Source organism: Paraburkholderia sp. 2C (genome assembly GCF_054589215.1).
The window spans coordinates 353198-371254 of record NZ_BAAILL010000065.1 but is presented as its reverse complement, the minus strand read 5'-3'; the positions used below and the strand labels follow the sequence as shown (position 1 = coordinate 371254).

At 64.9% G+C, this 18057-nt stretch carries 17 protein-coding genes; all 17 read left to right on the top strand.

What is annotated here, in order from left to right; genetic code table 11:
- The first annotated feature begins 6 nt into the window (after positions 1-6).
- A complete protein-coding gene (locus ACYPXD_RS30530; RefSeq protein WP_459720680.1) occupies positions 7-513 on the top strand; it encodes a hypothetical protein in 507 nt (168 codons plus the stop codon).
- 19 nt (positions 514-532) lie between these two features.
- A complete protein-coding gene (locus tag ACYPXD_RS30525; protein ID WP_459720677.1) occupies positions 533-1402 on the top strand; it encodes an endonuclease/exonuclease/phosphatase family protein in 870 nt (289 codons plus the stop codon).
- Positions 1403-2122 carry a LysE family translocator gene (locus tag ACYPXD_RS30520; protein ID WP_459720673.1) on the top strand — a complete coding sequence of 240 codons (720 nt, stop codon included), beginning with the start codon at positions 1403-1405 and terminating at the stop codon, positions 2120-2122.
- 432 nt (positions 2123-2554) lie between these two features.
- On the top strand, positions 2555-3325 hold the full coding sequence (locus tag ACYPXD_RS30515) for a ferredoxin--NADP reductase (RefSeq protein ID WP_075155514.1): 771 nt from the start codon (positions 2555-2557) through the stop codon (positions 3323-3325).
- Positions 3326-3884: 559 nt separating this feature from the next.
- Positions 3885-4718 (top strand): sensor histidine kinase, encoded by an 834-nt coding sequence (locus ACYPXD_RS30510; RefSeq protein WP_459720668.1) that lies wholly within the window; start codon positions 3885-3887, stop codon positions 4716-4718.
- 20 nt (positions 4719-4738) lie between these two features.
- Complete coding sequence (rqpR, locus tag ACYPXD_RS30505) at positions 4739-5395, top strand: response regulator transcription factor RqpR (protein ID WP_459720665.1); 657 nt, start codon at positions 4739-4741, stop codon at positions 5393-5395.
- 117 nt (positions 5396-5512) lie between these two features.
- A complete protein-coding gene (locus tag ACYPXD_RS30500; protein WP_459720662.1) occupies positions 5513-6916 on the top strand; it encodes an amino acid permease in 1404 nt (467 codons plus the stop codon).
- A gap of 341 nt (positions 6917-7257) precedes the next feature.
- Positions 7258-7791 (top strand): (2Fe-2S)-binding protein, encoded by a 534-nt coding sequence (locus ACYPXD_RS30495; protein ID WP_459720659.1) that lies wholly within the window; start codon positions 7258-7260, stop codon positions 7789-7791.
- 23 nt (positions 7792-7814) lie between these two features.
- Complete coding sequence (locus tag ACYPXD_RS30490) at positions 7815-10244, top strand: xanthine dehydrogenase family protein molybdopterin-binding subunit (protein ID WP_459720654.1); 2430 nt, start codon at positions 7815-7817, stop codon at positions 10242-10244.
- Between the two features lie 14 nt (positions 10245-10258).
- Entirely contained in the window at positions 10259-11056 is a 798-nt protein-coding gene (locus ACYPXD_RS30485) for an FAD binding domain-containing protein (protein ID WP_459720651.1), read from the top strand.
- A 17-nt stretch (positions 11057-11073) separates the two neighbouring features.
- Positions 11074-11961, top strand: a complete 888-nt coding sequence (locus ACYPXD_RS30480) for an AAA family ATPase (protein ID WP_459720648.1) — start codon at positions 11074-11076, stop codon at positions 11959-11961.
- 6 nt (positions 11962-11967) lie between these two features.
- Positions 11968-13263 (top strand): vWA domain-containing protein, encoded by a 1296-nt coding sequence (locus tag ACYPXD_RS30475; RefSeq protein ID WP_459720645.1) that lies wholly within the window; start codon positions 11968-11970, stop codon positions 13261-13263.
- Entirely contained in the window at positions 13254-13838 is a 585-nt protein-coding gene (locus ACYPXD_RS30470) for a CoxG family protein (protein WP_459720642.1), read from the top strand. Before ACYPXD_RS30475 ends, ACYPXD_RS30470 begins: the two co-directional genes overlap by 10 nt.
- The gene (locus ACYPXD_RS30465) at positions 13811-14860 is read left to right on the top strand and encodes an XdhC family protein (RefSeq protein WP_459720639.1); all 1050 of its coding nucleotides are present in this window, start codon (positions 13811-13813) and stop codon (positions 14858-14860) included. Before ACYPXD_RS30470 ends, ACYPXD_RS30465 begins: the two co-directional genes overlap by 28 nt.
- A 241-nt stretch (positions 14861-15101) precedes the next feature.
- Positions 15102-15479 (top strand): type II toxin-antitoxin system RelE/ParE family toxin, encoded by a 378-nt coding sequence (locus ACYPXD_RS30460; protein WP_459720636.1) that lies wholly within the window; start codon positions 15102-15104, stop codon positions 15477-15479.
- Positions 15460-15780: a helix-turn-helix domain-containing protein gene (locus ACYPXD_RS30455; protein WP_459720633.1), complete on the top strand. Its 321-nt coding sequence runs from the start codon at positions 15460-15462 to the stop codon at positions 15778-15780. Before ACYPXD_RS30460 ends, ACYPXD_RS30455 begins: the two co-directional genes overlap by 20 nt.
- Positions 15781-16000: 220 nt before the next feature.
- A complete protein-coding gene (locus ACYPXD_RS30450; protein ID WP_459720630.1) occupies positions 16001-18004 on the top strand; it encodes a DUF3857 domain-containing transglutaminase family protein in 2004 nt (667 codons plus the stop codon).
- Positions 18005-18057: the final 53 nt, after the last annotated feature.

Here is an 18057-nt window from a genome sequence, read left to right as displayed (position 1 = left end):
CCATTCATGTGGAAAACCCGCATCGCCGCCGTATGGGTCTGCATGCCCCTGATTGCTTTTGCGCAGCAGCCCGCCACAAGCGCGCCGGTCGTGCAATGGCAGTTGCAGGTCATGCAGAACGGGCAGCAAATCGATGCATTCGAAGGCACGACGACAGTCGGCCAGGCGCGCACGGATACGCACCATCATGTCGTGCAGCACAGCGTCGGCTGCAAGGATCAGCCGGCTGGCGATATCGATCTGCAGCGCACGCTAACCGTCTCGCCGATCGCGGCGGACGCGAGTGGCGCGACGCTTGCGATCGACGCGCAGGAAACGCTCGAAGACACGACCACGCAGCGCACCTCGGCATCGGGATGCAAGATCCCGCCGCAGCCGCGTCAGGTGAGTGCGAGTCACCCGGGCCTCAAGGCGACAGGCAGCGACTGGACTGCCTGGACGCTCGTCGACAAAGACCCGCAGCTCGTCTATCGCGTACGCGCGAGCATCGCCGGCAGCCCGGCACAGCAATGAACAAAGTGGACAACGCGGAATGCGAAACCCCGAAGAACTGATACGCGACCCCGCGCGGCAGAACGGTTCCGGCCTCGACAACCTGGAGCGCAATGCGCCCGGACCGGACATCGCGCTGCGCGACGAACCGAACCGCGACTTCATCGCGGTGAGCTGGAACCTGCACAAAGGCCGCTCGCCGCTTGGCTTTCAGGCATGGCAGGCGATGCAGCGCTGGGTGCAGTCGACGCACGCCGACGCCTACTTTCTGCAGGAAGCAATGGCGCGGAGGATGCCGGCGCCGGTGCTCGCGAGCAATTTCGGCGCGCCCCTGGGCGAACCCACCGACGATATCTGGCATTGCCAGGCGACTGAAATCGCGCGCGCGCTCGAATTGCAGATCGCGCTTGGAACCAACGTGTTCAAACCGTCGTGGCGTCACGGCAATGCGATCCTGTCGCCGCATCCGCTCGATCTCGGCGGACGCTGGGACATTTCCGCGCACCGTTTCGAACGGCGCGGCCTGCTCGTCGCGCGCGCAACCTTCGCGGGCCACTCGGTCACCCTGTTGTGCGCGCACCTTGCGCTCACGCGCCAGGCGCGCCTGCGTCAGATGAACTGGATCGCGCACTGGATCGCCAAGGAAGCGGCCGAAGGCCCGCTTGTGCTCGCCGGCGACTTCAACGACTGGCGCAACGATTCGGTGCCGCTCTTCGCCGAACTCGGGATGAGCGAGGTCGCCACCTTGCTCGGCGAATCGGGACGAACGTTTCCCGCGTTTTCGCCGGCGCTCGCGCTCGACAAGATGTTCGTGCGCGGCATGAAGCCGATCGAATGGATCCAGCCGGCGCAGGAAACCGCGTGGCTCTCCGATCATTTGCCTTATATGGCGCGTCTGCGAGTCGAATAGATGCAAGGCCATTCCTGCCTTCCGGTCCTGCTGCAGATCGCGGCCGTCTATCTCGTCGCCCTGGTGAGCCCGGGTCCGAACTTTTTTATGATCACGCAGTTGTCGCTCGCGGGCAGGCGGCGTCTGGGCGCGGCATCGGCGCTGGGCGTCGGCATGGGCTCGACGGTCTGGGCAATGCTCGCGATGCTCGGCCTCGCCGCGGTGCTGCAGCAAATCGATTGGGTTTACAACGGAATTCGCGTCGCCGGCGCGCTGTATCTGATCTATTTCGGGTTCAAGCTGCTGCGCTCGGGCATGAAGCGCACGGTGGGCGCGAAACACGGGAATGGCGCAATCGGCGCGATCGATATGAGCCGCGCGACGGGCGACACCGGCGTAACCGCTTCGGCGCGAGCGGATGGGCCGCCGCCCGCGGACGATGCTGGCGCTCACTTGCGTGCGTGGCGCCGCGGGCTCGTCACGAGCCTGACGAATCCGAAGTCGTGCGCCTTCTGGACCAGCGTATTCGCGACCATGATGCCGACGCACGCGCCGCTGTGGTTCTGCGGCATCGTGCTTGCGACGATCTCGCTGATGTCGGCCAGCTGGTACGGCAGCGTCGCCTTGATGTTCGCGACCGAGCGCACGCAGCGCGGCTACCGCAAGCTGCGCCGGCCGATCGATGCGCTATGCGGTGCGGCGCTGATCGGCCTTGGCGCAAAGATCGCCGCGGAGCGCTAGACGAAAAACGGTCGCGCGCGGCGTGGTAAAAACTGCGCCGCACCGGATCCGGGTTCCAGCTTCGCGAGCAGGGTCAATGCTGCGATGCGTGCCGCGTTTCGGTATCATCGCCGGTCTCTGGTTGGCCATCCCGCGCATCGATTGCTGCGCTTTGCGCGTCATGGCGTCGCCGTCGCCTCAACGCAGAACAGCGCCCACGCGATTGCAGCATCGAAGCTGCAGGCAAATGCTGCGGCCAGATTCGGGCGGCCGCGGCAAGCCCGCGCGCGTCCACCGGTCCGCGAACCGGTATCGCGGTAAAATAGCGGATTCCGCAGCATTTTTTTCCGCGCGGTATGCCTCGTTAGGGTCGTGTCAGGAATGGCGCATCGCCGTGCCGGCCCCCCAGCCGTCATCGAGGCCGCCCTTGTTTTCGCCTCATCCAAAGAAGCCATGAGCAACCTGAATTCACAAACCGTCCTGAGCGTCCACCACTGGACCGATACGCTTTTCAGCTTCACCTGCACGCGCGACGCGTCGTTTCGTTTCGAGAATGGCCAATTCACGATGGTCGGCCTCGAGGTCGACGGCAAGCCGCTGATCCGCGCCTACAGCATGGCGAGCGCGAACTACGAAGAGAACCTCGAATTCCTCAGCATCAAGGTGCAGGACGGCCCGCTCACGTCGCGGCTGCAGCATCTGAAGGTGGGCGACCAGGTGCTGATCGGCAAGAAGCCGACCGGTACGCTCGTGGCCGACAACCTGCTGCCCGGCAAAACGCTGTGGCTGCTGTCGACGGGCACGGGCCTCGCGCCCTTCATGTCCATCATCAAAGACCCGGACGTGTACGACCGCTACGAGCGCGTCGTGCTCACGCATACATGCCGTTTCGTCGACGAACTCGCGTACAAGGAATACATCACGGACCACCTGCCGGCGCACGAGCACATCGGCGAACTGATCCGCGACAAGCTCGTCTACTACCCGACGGTCACGCGCGAAGCGTTCCAGAATCGCGGCCGCATCACCGAACTCATCGAAACGCAGAAGCTGTTCGCGGACCTCGACCTGCCGCATTTCTCGAAAGAGAACGATCGCATCATGCTGTGCGGCAGCCCGCACATGCTGCGCGACACGCGCGAACTGCTCGACAGCATGGGCTTCGAAGAAGGCAGCAACAACTCGCCGGGTCACTACGTGATCGAAAAGGCCTTCGTCGGCTAATGCCAATGCCGATTGGCTGCTGATCGGCCGCGTCGGCCGCGGCATTGCGCCGCGCAATCGGCGTAAAAACAACAAGACCGGGACATATCCCGGTCTTTTTTTGCCTCTACGATCTCACTTTCATTCAACCTTCAACATCCTTTCGGTCCGCAGGGAGCGAATGCGCGCGATGCCCGTGCGCATCGAGAGGCCAGGCCAAACGTTACAAATTGACACACAGAAACGTCTGCGGCGCGTAAGCATTTTTCCTACAAACCAGGACAGAAAAAGGCGCGTCCAATAGGTGAATTTTACGCGCCGAGCCTTGCTCTACCTGCATTATTTTCTTTTTTTAGGATATCATCGCGGCGCAGTACCCCCTACGCGGCCCAAGGTTCAAGGTGTCGCCGGGTTGTTACCGAATGTAAATTTCGTTACGCCTTCGCGTAGCGATTGTCCGTCAAGGCGTCGACTGCGGCGGACACGTCTGGGAGGCCAAGGGTTCGCATGCGTTTTTCCATGATTGCGCTGTCGACGCACAGCCGGTTTGCCGGCCACGCAACTTTCTGACAGGGGCGCAATGGATACGTCGACCGTGGTACCGATCGGCGCACACGCCGAACACGCCGAGATCGCACGCCTGCGCGAACGCGTACGCGAACTCGCAGCCGAGGTCGTGCATGCGCAGGAAGCCGTGCGCCGCCATCTTGCGCAGGAATTGCACGATAGCACCGGCGCCGAGCTGACTGGAGCGCGCTTCGCGCTCGCCAACGTCCAAACGTGGTTGCCGACCGATGCGCCGCCGCAATGCACGGCCGCGCTCGCCGTCGCGGGCCGCTCGCTTGACGCGGTGTCCGACGCGACGCGCCATGCAATCGACGAACTCCATGCGCCGTCGCTCGAAAGCGGTATCGTGCACGCGCTATCGCAATGGACCGGCAGTTTCGCGGCCCGCACCGGCCTGCGCACGAGCTTCGTCTGCGCCGCCGACGCACGTTTGACGCGCCTGCCAGGCGACGCCGCGCTCGCGGTGTTCCGCGTCGCGCAGGAGGCCTTGAACAACGTCGCGAAGCACGCCCGCGCGTCGGGCGCCGATGTACGCATCGAGACCGACGCCGAGCACCTGATTCTCGTCGTCGCCGACGACGGCATCGGCCTCTCGCGGGCCGCCGGCAAGCTCACGTCGAACCTCGCAGCAAACCGGCGCGAGCGTCGCTTCGGCCTGTCCGGGATGCGCGCGCGCTGCGAAGCATTCGACGGCGAATTTGTCATCGCCACCCCCTTGCGGCCGAAGAAACCCAAGAAACACGCGCGCGGTGCGCTGCCCGGCACCGCGCTGCACGCGCGATTTGCGTGGCGCGCGTTGCTGGCTACCAACCAACCCGACGCGCGGCGCCACGCCGCGCGCTCATGACCCGATAGCCGACAAGCACGATGAACCTGCGCATCCTCCTCGCCGAAGATCACGCCGTGGTTCGCCAGGGCGTGCGCCAGTTGCTGCTCGACCGCGGCGTCGCCAACGAAGTGGCGGAAGCCCAGACCGGCGCCGAAGCGCTGATGGCAGCGGGCCGGCACGCGTACGACGTGATCCTGCTCGATATCTCGTTGCCGGACCTGAACGGCGTCGAAGTGCTCAAGCGCCTCAAGCGCAAAGTGCCGCGCGTGCCGGTGCTGATGTTCTCGATGTATCGCGAAGACCAGTACGCGGTGCGCGCGCTCAAGGCGGGCGCGGCCGGCTATCTGTCGAAAACCGTCGACGCCGCGCAGATGATCACCGCAATCCAGCAGGTCGCGGCCGGCCGCAAATACGTGAGCCCGGCGATGGCCGAGGCGCTCGCGAACTACGTATCGTTCGACGGCGAACAGATGCCGCATGAAAAGCTGTCGGACCGCGAGTACCAGACGCTTTGCATGCTCGCGTCGGGCAAGCGGCTCACCGATATCGCGCTCGCGCTGTCGCTGTCGGTGAAGACGGTCAGCGTGTACCGCACGCGGCTCCTCGAAAAGATGAAGCTGCGCAATAACGCGGAACTCACGTTCTACGTGATGACGAACCGGCTCGTCGATCTGAATCCGGCTATGACGGCCTGATTCGCAAGAAGCTGCATCCAGCACCCGCCAAAGTCGCCCCTCGGGGATCGGCTAAAATTGAAGGTTTCCTGCACCCGGCATGCAACGCACGCATGCCGCTTTTGAGACCTTCTGGCAATGTCCGTATTCCGAAAGAAAAACGTCGAACACATGATCGCCGGCGCGCAAGCCGCCGGCCTCAAGAAGGCGCTCGGCGCGCTCGATCTGACGTTTCTCGGCGTCGGCGCCATCATCGGCACCGGCATTTTCGTTCTTACCGGCACCGGCGCGGTTCAGGCCGGCCCGGCGCTCACCATTTCGTTTGTTATCGCCGCCATCGCGTGCGGCTTCGCGGCGCTCGCGTATGCGGAGTTCGCGTCGACCATTCCCGTCGCCGGCTCGATTTACACCTACTCGTACGCGACGCTCGGCGAGCTTGCCGCGTGGATCATCGGCTGGGACCTGATGCTCGAATACGGGCTGGCGACGTCGGCGGTATCGGTCGGCTGGTCCGGTTATCTGCAATCGTTGCTCTCGGGTTTCGGCATTTCGCTGCCCGTTGCGCTGACCGCCGCGCCCGGCGCATTGCCGGGCCACACCACGTTTTTCAACCTGCCCGCCTTCCTCGTGATGATGGCCATCACGACGCTGCTGTCGATCGGCGTGCGCGAATCGACGCGCATCAATAATCTGATGGTTGCGATCAAGGTGATCGTCGTGCTGCTCGTGATTGCGGTCGGCGTATTTCACGTGACGCCGGCGAACTGGCAGCCGTTCATGCCGAACGGCTGGTCGGGCGTGTTCGGCGCGGCCGCCGTGATGTTCTTTGCGTTTATCGGCTTCGATTCGGTCTCGTCGGCAGCCGAGGAAGTCAAGAATCCAAAGCGCGATCTGCCGATCGGCATCATCGCGTCGCTCGTCGTTTGCGCGGTGCTCTATATCGCGGTCGCCGCGATCGTGACCGGCATCGTGCCGTACGCACAGTTCGCGCATACCTCGCATCCGGTTTCGTATGCGTTGCAGGTGGCGGGTCAGACCTGGGTGGCCGGCCTGATCGATCTCGGCGCCGTACTCGGCATGCTGACGGTGATTCTCGTGATGGCATACGGCCAGACACGCGTGATCTTCGCGATGTCGCGCGACGGCCTGCTGCCCGCCGCGTTGTCGCGCGTGCATCCGCGCTTCGCGACGCCGTTCCTCACGACCTGGCTATGCGGTATCTTCTTCGGCCTGATCGGCGCGCTCGTGCCGCTCGACGTGCTCGCCGAGCTGATCAACATCGGCACGCTCGCCGCGTTCTCGATGGTGTCGATCGCGGTGCTGATCCTGCGCCGCACGCATCCCGAACTGGCGCGCGCGTTCCGCTGCCCCGGCGTGCCTGTCGTGCCGGTGCTCGCGGTCGCATCGTGCGTATTCCTGATGGTGAATCTCGCGGGCGTCACGTGGGTCGCGTTCGTTGTCTGGCTCGCGCTCGGCATGGCGATCTATTTCGGTTACTCGCGCCGGCGCTCGAAGCTCGCGCATGGTGTGCATCCGCACTGATCACGCAAGGGCGCGCATGAAAGCAGCGCGCGTGTCCGGCTCTTTCAGTCCAATTCCATCCCATTTCGAACGGCGCGTCCCGCTGCAAGCGGCGCGCTTGAATCCCGCTTGAATCCCGCTTGAATCCCGCTTGAATCCCGCTTGAATCCCGCCTTAATCCCGCTTCCGGCGCTGCCGCGACGATTTCCCCCGATAGCCGCCCCCGCCGATTTGTGCTTTACTGTCCGGCACAAATCACCAACAGCACCAACCGAGCCGGACCCTCACAGCAGGCAGGCGGTAGGTAGTGAAAGTGGGCCCGAGCCGGTCTCTATCCCCGCAAGAGCGAAGGAGACAAGTTCATGGCGATCAGCATCAGTCTGACGGTGAACGGCGCGCCCGTCACCGCGAACGTCGAGCCCAATACCCTGCTTGTTCAATTTTTGCGCGATCAGCTGCGGCTGACCGGCACGCATATCGGCTGCGATACCGCACAGTGCGGCGCATGCACGATTCATCTGAACGGGCGCGCGATCAAGTCGTGCAACATGCTCGCGGTGCAGGCCGATAGCGCGGAAATCACCACGATCGAAGGACTATCCGCGAACGGCGAGCTGCATCCGATGCAAGCCGCGTTCAAGGAGTGCCACGGGCTCCAGTGCGGCTTCTGCACGCCCGGCATGGTGATGAGCGCGGCGGCGCTGGTCGCGACCCATCCGCAGCCCACCGAAGCGGACGTACGCGCGCAACTCGACGGCAACCTGTGCCGCTGCACGGGCTATCACAACATCGTCAAGGCGATCGTGGAGGGCGCGGCTGCGATGCGCTCGGGCGCGGGTTCGGGTTTGGCTTCCACGCCAGCGCAAAGCCAGACCGCCGCGAAGGTCACCGCCTGATCGACGCCCGAGGAGCCCAACCCATGAACGCACCCGAAACCCATCGCATCATTGGCGCTTCCGTCAAACGCAAGGAAGACGCCCGTTTCCTCACCGGCACCGGCCAGTATACGGACGACGTGGTGCTGCCTCGCCAGTCGTACGCGGTGTTTCTACGCTCGCCGCACGCGCACGCGCGCATCAAGAGCATCGACACGACCGCGGCGAAGCAATCGCCGGGCGTGGTCGCGATCTTCACCGGCGCGGACCTCGCGGCGGACAACGTCGGCGGGCTGCCGTGCGGCTGGCTGATCCACAGTATCGATGGCACGCCGATGCATGAGCCGCCGCATCCGGTGATCGCGCATACGAAGGTGCGGCACGTCGGCGACCAGGTTGCGCTCGTGATCGCCGATTCGGTCAACGCGGCGAAGAATGCGCTCGAACTGATCGAAGTCGACTACGACGAGCTGCCTGCGACCGTCGATACCGCGCATGCCGCCGACGCCGGTCAGCCTGCCGTGCACGACGAAGTGCCCGACAACACATGCTTCACGTGGGGCCACGGCGACAAGGCCGCGACCGACGCCGCATTCGCCAACGCCGCGCATGTGACGACACTCGACATCGTCAACAACCGGCTCATACCGAATGCGATCGAGCCGCGCGCCGCAAACGCCGCCTGGTCGCCCCACGACGACAGCTACACGGTCTATGTCTCGAACCAGAATCCGCACGTCGAACGGCTGCTGATGGCCGCGTTCGTGCTCGCGCTCCCCGAATCGAAAGTGCGCGTGATCGCACCGGACGTAGGCGGCGGGTTCGGCTCGAAGATCTTCCTGTACCCCGAAGATGTCGCCGTGACATGGGCGTCAAGGAAGGTGCGGCGCCCCGTCAAATGGACCGCCGAGCGCTCCGAATCCTTCCTCTGCGATGCGCACGGCCGCGACCACGTGACGAAGGCCGAACTCGCGATCGACAAGGACGGCAAGTTCCTCGCGATGCGCGTCCATACGATCGCGAATATGGGCGCATATCTGTCGACGTTCGCGTCGAGCGTGCCGACCGTGCTGTACGCGACGCTGCTCGCCGGCCAATACGCGACGCCCGCGATCTACGCGGAAGTCAAAGCGGTCTTCACGAACACGGTGCCCGTCGATGCGTATCGCGGCGCCGGGCGCCCCGAAGCGACCTACGTGGTCGAGCGTCTCGTCGAGACCGCGGCGCGCGAATTGAACCTTCACCCGGCCGAACTGCGCCGCCGCAACTTCATCCATTCGTTCCCGTACGCCACGCCGGTCGGCCTCACGTACGATACTGGCGACTACGAAACGATTCTCGCGCGCGCCATGGAGATCGCCGACGTCGAAGGATTCGCCGCGCGTAGACAGGCGTCGGAGCAGAAGGGCAAGCGGCGCGGCCTGGGCTACTCGTGCTACATCGAAGCATGCGGACTCGCGCCATCGAATGTCGCGGGCGCGCTCGGCGCGCGCGCCGGCCTCTTCGAAGCCGGCGAAATCCGCGTGCATCCGACCGGCTCGGTCACCGTGTTCACGGGTTCGCACAGCCACGGCCAGGGCCACGAGACGACCTTCGCGCAAGTCGTGGCGGACCGGCTCGGCGTACCGATCGAAAACGTCGAGATCGTGCACGGCGACACCGGACGCATTCCGTTCGGCATGGGCACGTACGGCTCGCGCTCGATCGCGGTCGGCGGCTCGGCGATCGTGAAGGCGCTCGACAAGATCGAAGCGAAAGCGAAGAAGATCGCCGCGCATCTGCTCGAAGCGTCGCCGGACGATATCGAGTTCAAGGACGGCACGTTCCGCGTCGCCGGCACCGACCGGACGAAAACCTTCACCGACGTGTCGCTCGCCGCTTACGTGCCGCACAACTATCCGCTCGACAAGCTCGAACCGGGCCTCGACGAAAGCGCGTTCTACGATCCGACCAACTTCACGTATCCGGCCGGCGCGTATATCTGCGAAGTCGAAGTCGACGTCGACACGGGCGAGACGCGCATCGAACACTTTACCGCCGTCGACGACTTCGGCAATGTGATCAACCCGATGATCGTCGAAGGGCAGGTGCATGGCGGGCTGGGCCAGGGGATCGGCCAGGCGATGCTCGAGCGTTGCGTGTACGACAACGAGAGCGGCCAGTTGCTGTCGGGCTCGTACATGGACTACGCGATGCCGCATGCGTCGGATCTGCCGGCCTTCACGGTCGAAACGGCCAAGGGCACACCGTGCACGCACAATCCGCTCGGCGTGAAAGGCTGCGGCGAGGCCGGTGCGATCGGTTCGCCGCCCGCGGTGATCAATGCGATCGTCGACGCGCTCGCGCCGCTTGGCGTCACCGACCTGCAGATGCCGGCCACACCGCATCGGATCTGGTCGGCGATGCGCGCCGCGGGGGCATCGCAATCCACGTCGCAATCTACGTCGCAATCTACGTCATCCGGACAGGCCTGAGCGGAGGAGCCCACATGTACACGTTCGACTATCAACGTGCGGCCGATCCGAAGGCCGCAGTATCGGCGCTCGCCGCGGACGGCGAAGCGAAATTCCTGGCCGGCGGCCAGAGCCTGCTGCCGACGATGCGTCTGCGCCTCGCGCAGCCTTCGAAGCTCATCGACGTCACGCGCATTCCCGAGCTCAAGCAGATTCGCGCGGACGGCAAGGCGCTGTCGATCGGCGCCGCGGTCTGCCACGCAGACGTCGCGGCAAATGCCGACGTGCGCCGCGTGCTGCCCGCACTCGCCGATCTCGCCGCGCATATCGGCGATCGTCAGGTGCGCGCGCTCGGCACGATCGGCGGCTCGCTGGCGAACGACGATCCGGCCGCGTGCTATCCCGCCGGCGTGCTGGGCCTTGGCGCGACGGTGGTCACCGACCGCCGCCGGATCGCGGCCGACGACTTTTTCGTCGGCATGTACGAGACCGCGCTCGCACCGGACGAGCTGATCGTGTCGGTCGAGTTTCCGCTTGCGGAGCGCGCCGCGTACGAGAAGTTCAGGAATCCCGCGTCGCATTTCGCGCTCGTCGGCGTGTTCGTCGCGAAGCAGGCGGGCGGCGTGCGCGTCGCGGTGACAGGCGCGGCGCCGTCGGTGTTCCGTGTGCCCGAGCTCGAACAGGCGCTATCGGCCGACTTCTCGCCGGCGGCCGCCCGCGCCGTGACGGTTTCGGCCGACGGTCTCAATACGGATCTGCACGCGAGCGCGGAATATCGTGCCCATCTGATTCCGATCCTCGCGGCGCGCGCGGTCGAGCGCGCGAAGGCCTAGCAGCGGATCGACGCGGCATGCAACCCGCCTCCATCGACGACACGCTCGCGCAACTGACCGAACAGGACTACTTCGCCAGCCGCGAGCTTGCGACCGCGCTCTTTCTCGCGCTGCGGATGGAGCGGCCGCTCTTCGTCGAAGGCGAGCCCGGTGTCGGCAAAACCGAGCTCGCGAAGGCCGCGGCCGGCATGCTCGGCACCTCGCTGCTGCGGCTGCAGTGCTACGAAGGACTCGATACGGCAAGCGCGCTGTACGAGTGGGACTATCCGCGGCAAATCATGGCGCTGCGCGTCGCGGAAGCGTCCGGCGAGACGCCCGGCAACGACACGCTCTATCGCAGCGAGTTTCTGCTCAAACGTCCGCTGCTGCAGGCGTTGATGCCCGATGAACAAAATCCGGGCGCGCGCCGCGTGCTGCTGATCGATGAAATCGACCGCGCCGACGAGCCGTTCGAAGCGTTCCTGCTCGAACTGCTGTCCGACTTTCAGGTGTCGATTCCCGAGTACGGCACCGTGCGCGCCCAGCAGCGGCCGCTCGTCGTGATGACGTCGAACCGCACGCGCGAAGTGCACGATGCGTTGAAGCGGCGCTGTTTGTATCAATGGATCGGCTATCCGGAACGCGAGCGCGAGCTCGCGATCGTCGCCGCGCGCGCACCCGAGACGAGCGCGGCGTTGCAGCGGCATGCGGTCGGCTTCGTGCATCAGCTGCGCGGGATGGATCTGTTCAAGGCGCCGGGCATCGCCGAAACGATCGACTGGTGCCGCGCGCTCAACGCGCTCAGCGTGACCGAGCTCGATCCGCAATCGGTGCAGGATACGTTGGGCGTGCTGCTCAAGTATCAGGACGATCTCGCGCGCATGGATGCGCAGCAGATCGCCGCGTGCATCGCCGCGGCGGAGTGACCGAAGATGGATACGCCGCCGGATACAGACGCGACGCCGCACGCTTTCCCGACCCTTGCGCGCAATGTGGTGCACTTCGTGCGGCTGTTGCGCGCGGCCGGCCTGCCGATGTCGCCGGCGCAAGCAGTCGACGCACTCGACGCGTTGCACTGCGTCGGCCTCGCGCGCCGCGATGACGCGCACGCCGCGCTCGCCGCGCTTCTCGTGCGCGCGCCCGACGAACGCGAACTGTTCGACGCGGCCTTCGAGCTCTTCTGGCGCGACCCCGACTGGGCCGGCAAAATGCGCGCGCTGCTGCTGCCGAAAGTGGGCAACACGATCCCGCCGCCCAAACGCAACAACCGCCTCGCCGATGCGCTCGCCGCCCGTCCGCCGGCCACGCGCAACGCGCCCCGCGCGCCGCGAATGGAGCAGCACGAACTGCATGCGCACGTCACCTTCAGCGCCGAAGAACGGCTGCGCCACCGCGACTTCGATACGCTCACCGCCGACGAATGGCGCACGCTGCGCCATGTCATCCGCAGCCACCGCCTGCCGCTCGCGATGGAGCCGACGCGCCGCCTGAAAGCCGCCTCGCGCGGCACGCATGCGGACCTGCGCGCGAGCGCGCGCCATGCGGTGCGCGCGGGCGGCGACTGGACGGTCTGGAAATACCGCGCGGCCGTCGAACGCAAACCGCCGCTCGTCTTGCTGCTCGATATCTCCGGCTCGATGAGCAGCTATTCGCGCGCGGTGCTGTACTTCTGCCATGCGCTGCTGCAATCGCGCGAGCGGCTGCAGGTGTTCCTGTTCGGCACGCGTCTGACGAATGCGACGCGCGCGCTGCGCGAGCGCGATCCGGACGTGGCGATCGCGGCCCTCGCGGAGCAGGTGGTCGACTGGTCCGGCGGCACGCGCATCGGCGCGGCGCTCGCCGAATTCAACCGGCGCTGGGCACGGCGCGTGCTGACCGGCAGGGCAACCGTGCTGCTCGTCACCGATGGCCTCGATCACGAAGCGATCGATCTGCTCGCCGCCGAAATGGTCCGCCTGCGGCGTTTCGCGCACCGTATCGTCTGGCTCAATCCGTTGCTGCGCTACAGCGAATTCGCGCCGAGAGCGCGCGGCGTACAGGCGATCCTGCCGCATGTGGACGCGCACCGGCCGGTCCATAATCTCGACAGCCTCAGTGCATTCGCCCGCGATCTCGCGCAACTCGCGCACACGTCGCAGCCGGCTCGTGCACCACGGCCGGCGCCCCCGGCGGCTGCGCCCAACGCCGCCCGCTCCCCGATGCCAGCAGGAGACACACGATGGAACTGACCGAAAGCTATAAGCTTCCCGTTTCGCAACAGCGCGCGTGGGAAGCGCTGAACGACACCGACGTTCTGCGCGCCTCGATACCGGGCTGCGAAAGCATCGACGCGGACGGCGAGAATGCGTACGCGCTGTCGATGAGCGCATCGGTCGGCCCTGTTAAGGCGCGCTTCAAAGGGCGTATGCTGCTGACCGACATCGACGCGCCGCATACGTATACGATTGTGTTTGAAGGCCAGGGCGGCGCAGCGGGCTTCGGCAAGGGCAACGCGCAGGTGACGCTCGAACCGGACGGGGACGACGCCACCACGCTCTCGTACACGGCGAGCGCGCAGGTCGGCGGCAAGCTTGCGCAGATCGGTTCGCGGCTCGTCGATGGCGCCGCGCGCAAGATCGCGGGCGAGTTTTTCAAGCGCTTCAGCGCGCAGGTGACGGGCGGCAGCGAAGACGCGGCCGGCGACGAAGGCGCCCCGCCCGCGGCTGACAACCAGACAGAACAGACCGGCGCAACGGAATCCACCACCGAAGGCGCCGAACCGAAGAGGAAGAAATCATGGACAGCGTGGATCTCGAAGTCCTGAAATCCAGTGCACGCTGGCTCGACGAAGGTCACCGTGCGTTACTGGTCACCGTCGTGCGGACCTGGGGCTCGTCGCCCAGGCCCGAAGGCGCGATGCTCGCGGTGCGCGACGATGGGCTCGTGGTCGGCTCGGTCTCGGGCGGCTGCATCGAAGACGATCTGATCGACCGCGTACGCAAGCGCGGCATCGAACAAACCCACCCGGAAGCGGTGAAATACGGCATCAGCGCCGAAGAGGCGCACCGTTTCGGCCTGCCGTGCGGCGGCACGATCCAGCTTGTGCTCGAACCGCTCAGCAAGGCAAGCGGCATCGCCGAACTGTGCCGATCTGTGGAAGACGGCAAGCTCGTGGCGCGTACGCTGGATATGGCGAGCGGCGCGGTTCGCTATGGTGCCGCGCAAGCCACCGATGGCGTCGACTTCAACGAACGGCGCCTGCTCACCATCCACGGCCCGCGTTATCGCATGCTCGTGATCGGCGCCGGGCAGCTCTCGCGGTATCTCTGCAATATCGCGGTCGGCCTCGACTATCAGGTCACCGTCTGCGATCCGCGCGAAGAGTACACCGACGAGTGGAATCTGCCCGGCACGAAAATCGTGCGCACGATGCCCGACGACACGGTGCTCGAGATGAAGCTCGACGAGCGCTGCGCGGTCATCGCGCTCACGCATGATCCGAAGCTTGACGACCTCGCGCTGATGGAAGCGCTGAAGACGCCGGCGTTCTACGTCGGCGCGCTGGGGTCGCGCCGCAACAATGCGGCGCGTCGCGAACGCCTGAAGGAATTCGATCTGACCGACACAGAGCTTGCGCGCCTGCACGGGCCCGTTGGTATCTATATCGGCAGCCGCACGCCGCCTGAGATCGCGGTGTCGATTCTCGCGGAAGTGACGGCGGCGAAAAACGGCGTGTCGCTGCCCACACTGCTGCAGGTCGAAGGCGCGAAGGCCGCGCGCGAGATCGCCGCCAATGCGGGCACGGTCTGCGGCATTCCTGACGAAGTCAGCGATCGGCACGCGTAGCGCGTGTGATTGATTGCCCCGCGAGCGGCCGCCGCGCGCCGCTCGCCGTTCCTTCGCGTCCCTTCGCGTCCCTTCGCGTCCCTTCCCATTCCTTCTGCGTTCCTCAGCGTTAGCCATTTGGCTGACTGCCGCTTTTGTCCCGATCTCCCTAGCATGAGCCTCTGTGTCGCGGTGTTGTCGCGCACTGACATTCCGACAATTTATTCCATTGACGGAATATTCTTTGGAGGTTATATTGCTTATGAACTGGGACGTCGAATACACCAGCGCTTTCGGCGGCTGGTGGGAAGTGTTGAACGAAGCAGAACAGGAGTCGGTCGCGGCATCGGTGCGGCTGCTTGAAGAATACGGCCCGTATTTACGTCATCCGCATTCGAGCCATATCAACGGCTCGCGTTGCGGCCACATGCGCGAGTTGCGCATCCAGCACGAAGGGCAGACGTACCGGGTGCTGTATGCGTTCGACCCGTCGCGCACCGCCGTCTTGCTGCTCGGTGGCAACAAGGGCGGGGACGACCGCTGGTATCAGCGGAATGTCCCGCGCGCAGGGACGCTATATGACGAGCATACCGAGCAATTGAAACAGGAGGAAACCGAATATGGTCAAGAAGTTTGCTGAACTGCGGGCGAAAATGTCGCCCGACTCGCGCGCGCGCTCCGAAGACAAAGCGCGCCGTCTGATGACGGAAATGGCGCTGCATGAACTGCGCCGGGCGCGCGGCATGTCTCAGGAAGACCTCGCCCTTGTGCTGCACGTGAAGCAGCCGAGCATTGCGAAGTTCGAGCAGCGTGCGGACACGTATATCTCCACGTTGCGCGACCATATTCGTGGCCTCGGCGGAGAACTGGAGATCATCGCGGTCTTTCCCGAAGGCGACGTGAAGATCACCAACTTCGAGGTGGTGGAAAGCGAGGCGTAGCACATAGCGCGATGCACGCCGCTTGCATGGCACAACGGCATGCATCGCTTAACGCAGGGCATCGAACGCCGCACCTGCTTGGCTCACTGCGTGCGGTCTCCGCTTGACAACACATTTGTGGGCCTTTTAAGTGTGAAGTCCTGCGTAAAAGTCCTGTGCAAAACCCGCCTGTGCAAAACGCACCTTAACGCTCAACCCGACATCGCGCGTGCCCGACCTCATGCGTTCTCTTGTGCCCGTCTTTATCGCGGCTGCGTTCTGGTCCGGCCACGTCAGTGCTGCCGGCGCTGCGGCGAATGACGTCCCGGTCATCGCAAACGACCCCACCCCGAGTGCTACCGTCAGCCCGGCTCATCCTGCCGAACCGTACGTCAACGAGCAGGAAACACAAACTTTCACCGTCAACGCAGATGGCTCGTTCACGAAGCTCGACGAGATGACGTTGCGCGTGAATACCGAGGCCGGCGTCGCGCGCGTGGCGCAGCACTACATCTGGTTCAATCGCAATATGGCGAAGGTCGATGTGCTCGAGGCGTACACAACGGGCGTCGACGGCGTGCGGCACGACGTGCAGCCTGGCGAAATTCGCGACGTGCAGGAAGCGCGTTCATTCGACGCGCCGATGTTCCAGGACATCCTCGAAAAGGTCATTGTTTTTCCCGCGGTGGAACCGGGCGCGCGCATTCATTTGAAGTACCGGAAAACACAGCAGGTTCCGATCGTGCCCGGCTATTTCAGCGATTTCACGCCGCCCGACCTCGCACCGACTCACCACTTCCGCCTCATTTACGATTTGCCCGCCGAGATGCCGCTTTATGCCGACGCGCGCGGCTTCACCGCCGCGCCGCCCGTCTCGCAGAATGGCCGCACGCGCTACGAGTTCCGCTACGACAAGGCGCGCTTCGGGCGCCTCGAATACGGTTCGATCTCGTACGTGAGCTATGGCGACCGGCTGATGGTGTCGACGTATCGCGACTACGCAGCCTTTGCGGCGACGTATAAGACATCGGCAGTCGACCCGAGCGGGTCGGACCCGGCGATCGTCCGTCTCGCGGGCACGTTGACCGAAGCGGACCGCACGCCGCGAGAGAAAGCGAAAACGCTTTACGACTGGGTACGCAAGAACATCCGCTACGTTGCGGTGAATGTCGGGCGCGGCGCCGTCGTGCCGCATCGCGCGGCCGAGATCCTCGCGTTGCGCTACGGCGACTGTAAAGACCATGTCGCGCTTTACGGCGCGCTGCTCGACGCCGTCGGCATCCGCAACGAACCCGCCTTGATCAGCAGCGGCACGGTCTATTCATTGCCGTCGGTGCCGGGTTACGGCGTGTTGAATCACGTCATCACATATCTGCCCGATTTACAGCTGTATGCGGATTCCACCGCGCCGAACGTCGAATTCGGCTATCTGCCGTCAACCGACATGGACCGGCCCACCGTTCTCGTCGACCAAGGCGTGCTCGGCCATACACCGGCCACCGCATCGATGGCGCGCACGAGCGATCTCACGATCACCGTCGCGCCGGACGGCTCGGCTCACTTCGTCTACCGTTTGCAGGCAACGGGCTGGGCCGCCGAGCAGGGCCGCACGATGCTGAGGCTGCAAACGCCCGCGCAGCGCGAAGAAGCGATTCAGGGCGAACTGCGCGCGGCCAGTCTGACCGGCAGCGCGACGCTTTCGACGAACGCGCTCGATGCTTCCGCCGGTCCGCTGATCGTCACGATGAAAGGCACGCTCGACGATTTCGTGCTGCCGGGCGCGGCCGCATCGATTCCTGCCCTCACGAGCTTTGTCGGCGGCTTCCAGTCGGATGTACGTTACTGGCTCGGCGAGCGGCAGCGCACACAGCCGTTTGTCTGCCGCAACGTCGAACTGCACGAGCGCGCGCGTATCGTGCTGCCTGCGAATTTCCGCGTGCTCGATATGCCTGAAGCCGCGCAGGCCGAAGACCGTTTTATCGATTTCCGCTCGACGTATCAGTACGATCCGAACAGCAACGTCGTGACGCTGACGCGCGACGGCAACACGCGTTTCAGCAGCGAAGTGTGCTCCCCCGATGAATTTGCGCAGATGCGCGCGGGCATCGAGACAATCGGGCGCGACGTGCGCGCCCAGGTGATCGTCAAATCGACGCTGCCGGGTATGGCGCGCGCGGGAGAAAGCGGAAGTGCGGCGAGCAGTGCGGCGCGCCGCGTGCAGAGAGTCATCGCTGAAACGCCTTGAGCGGGCCCTCCCGCCAGGCAAAAGCCGACAAAAGCCACGCACAAACCCATCGC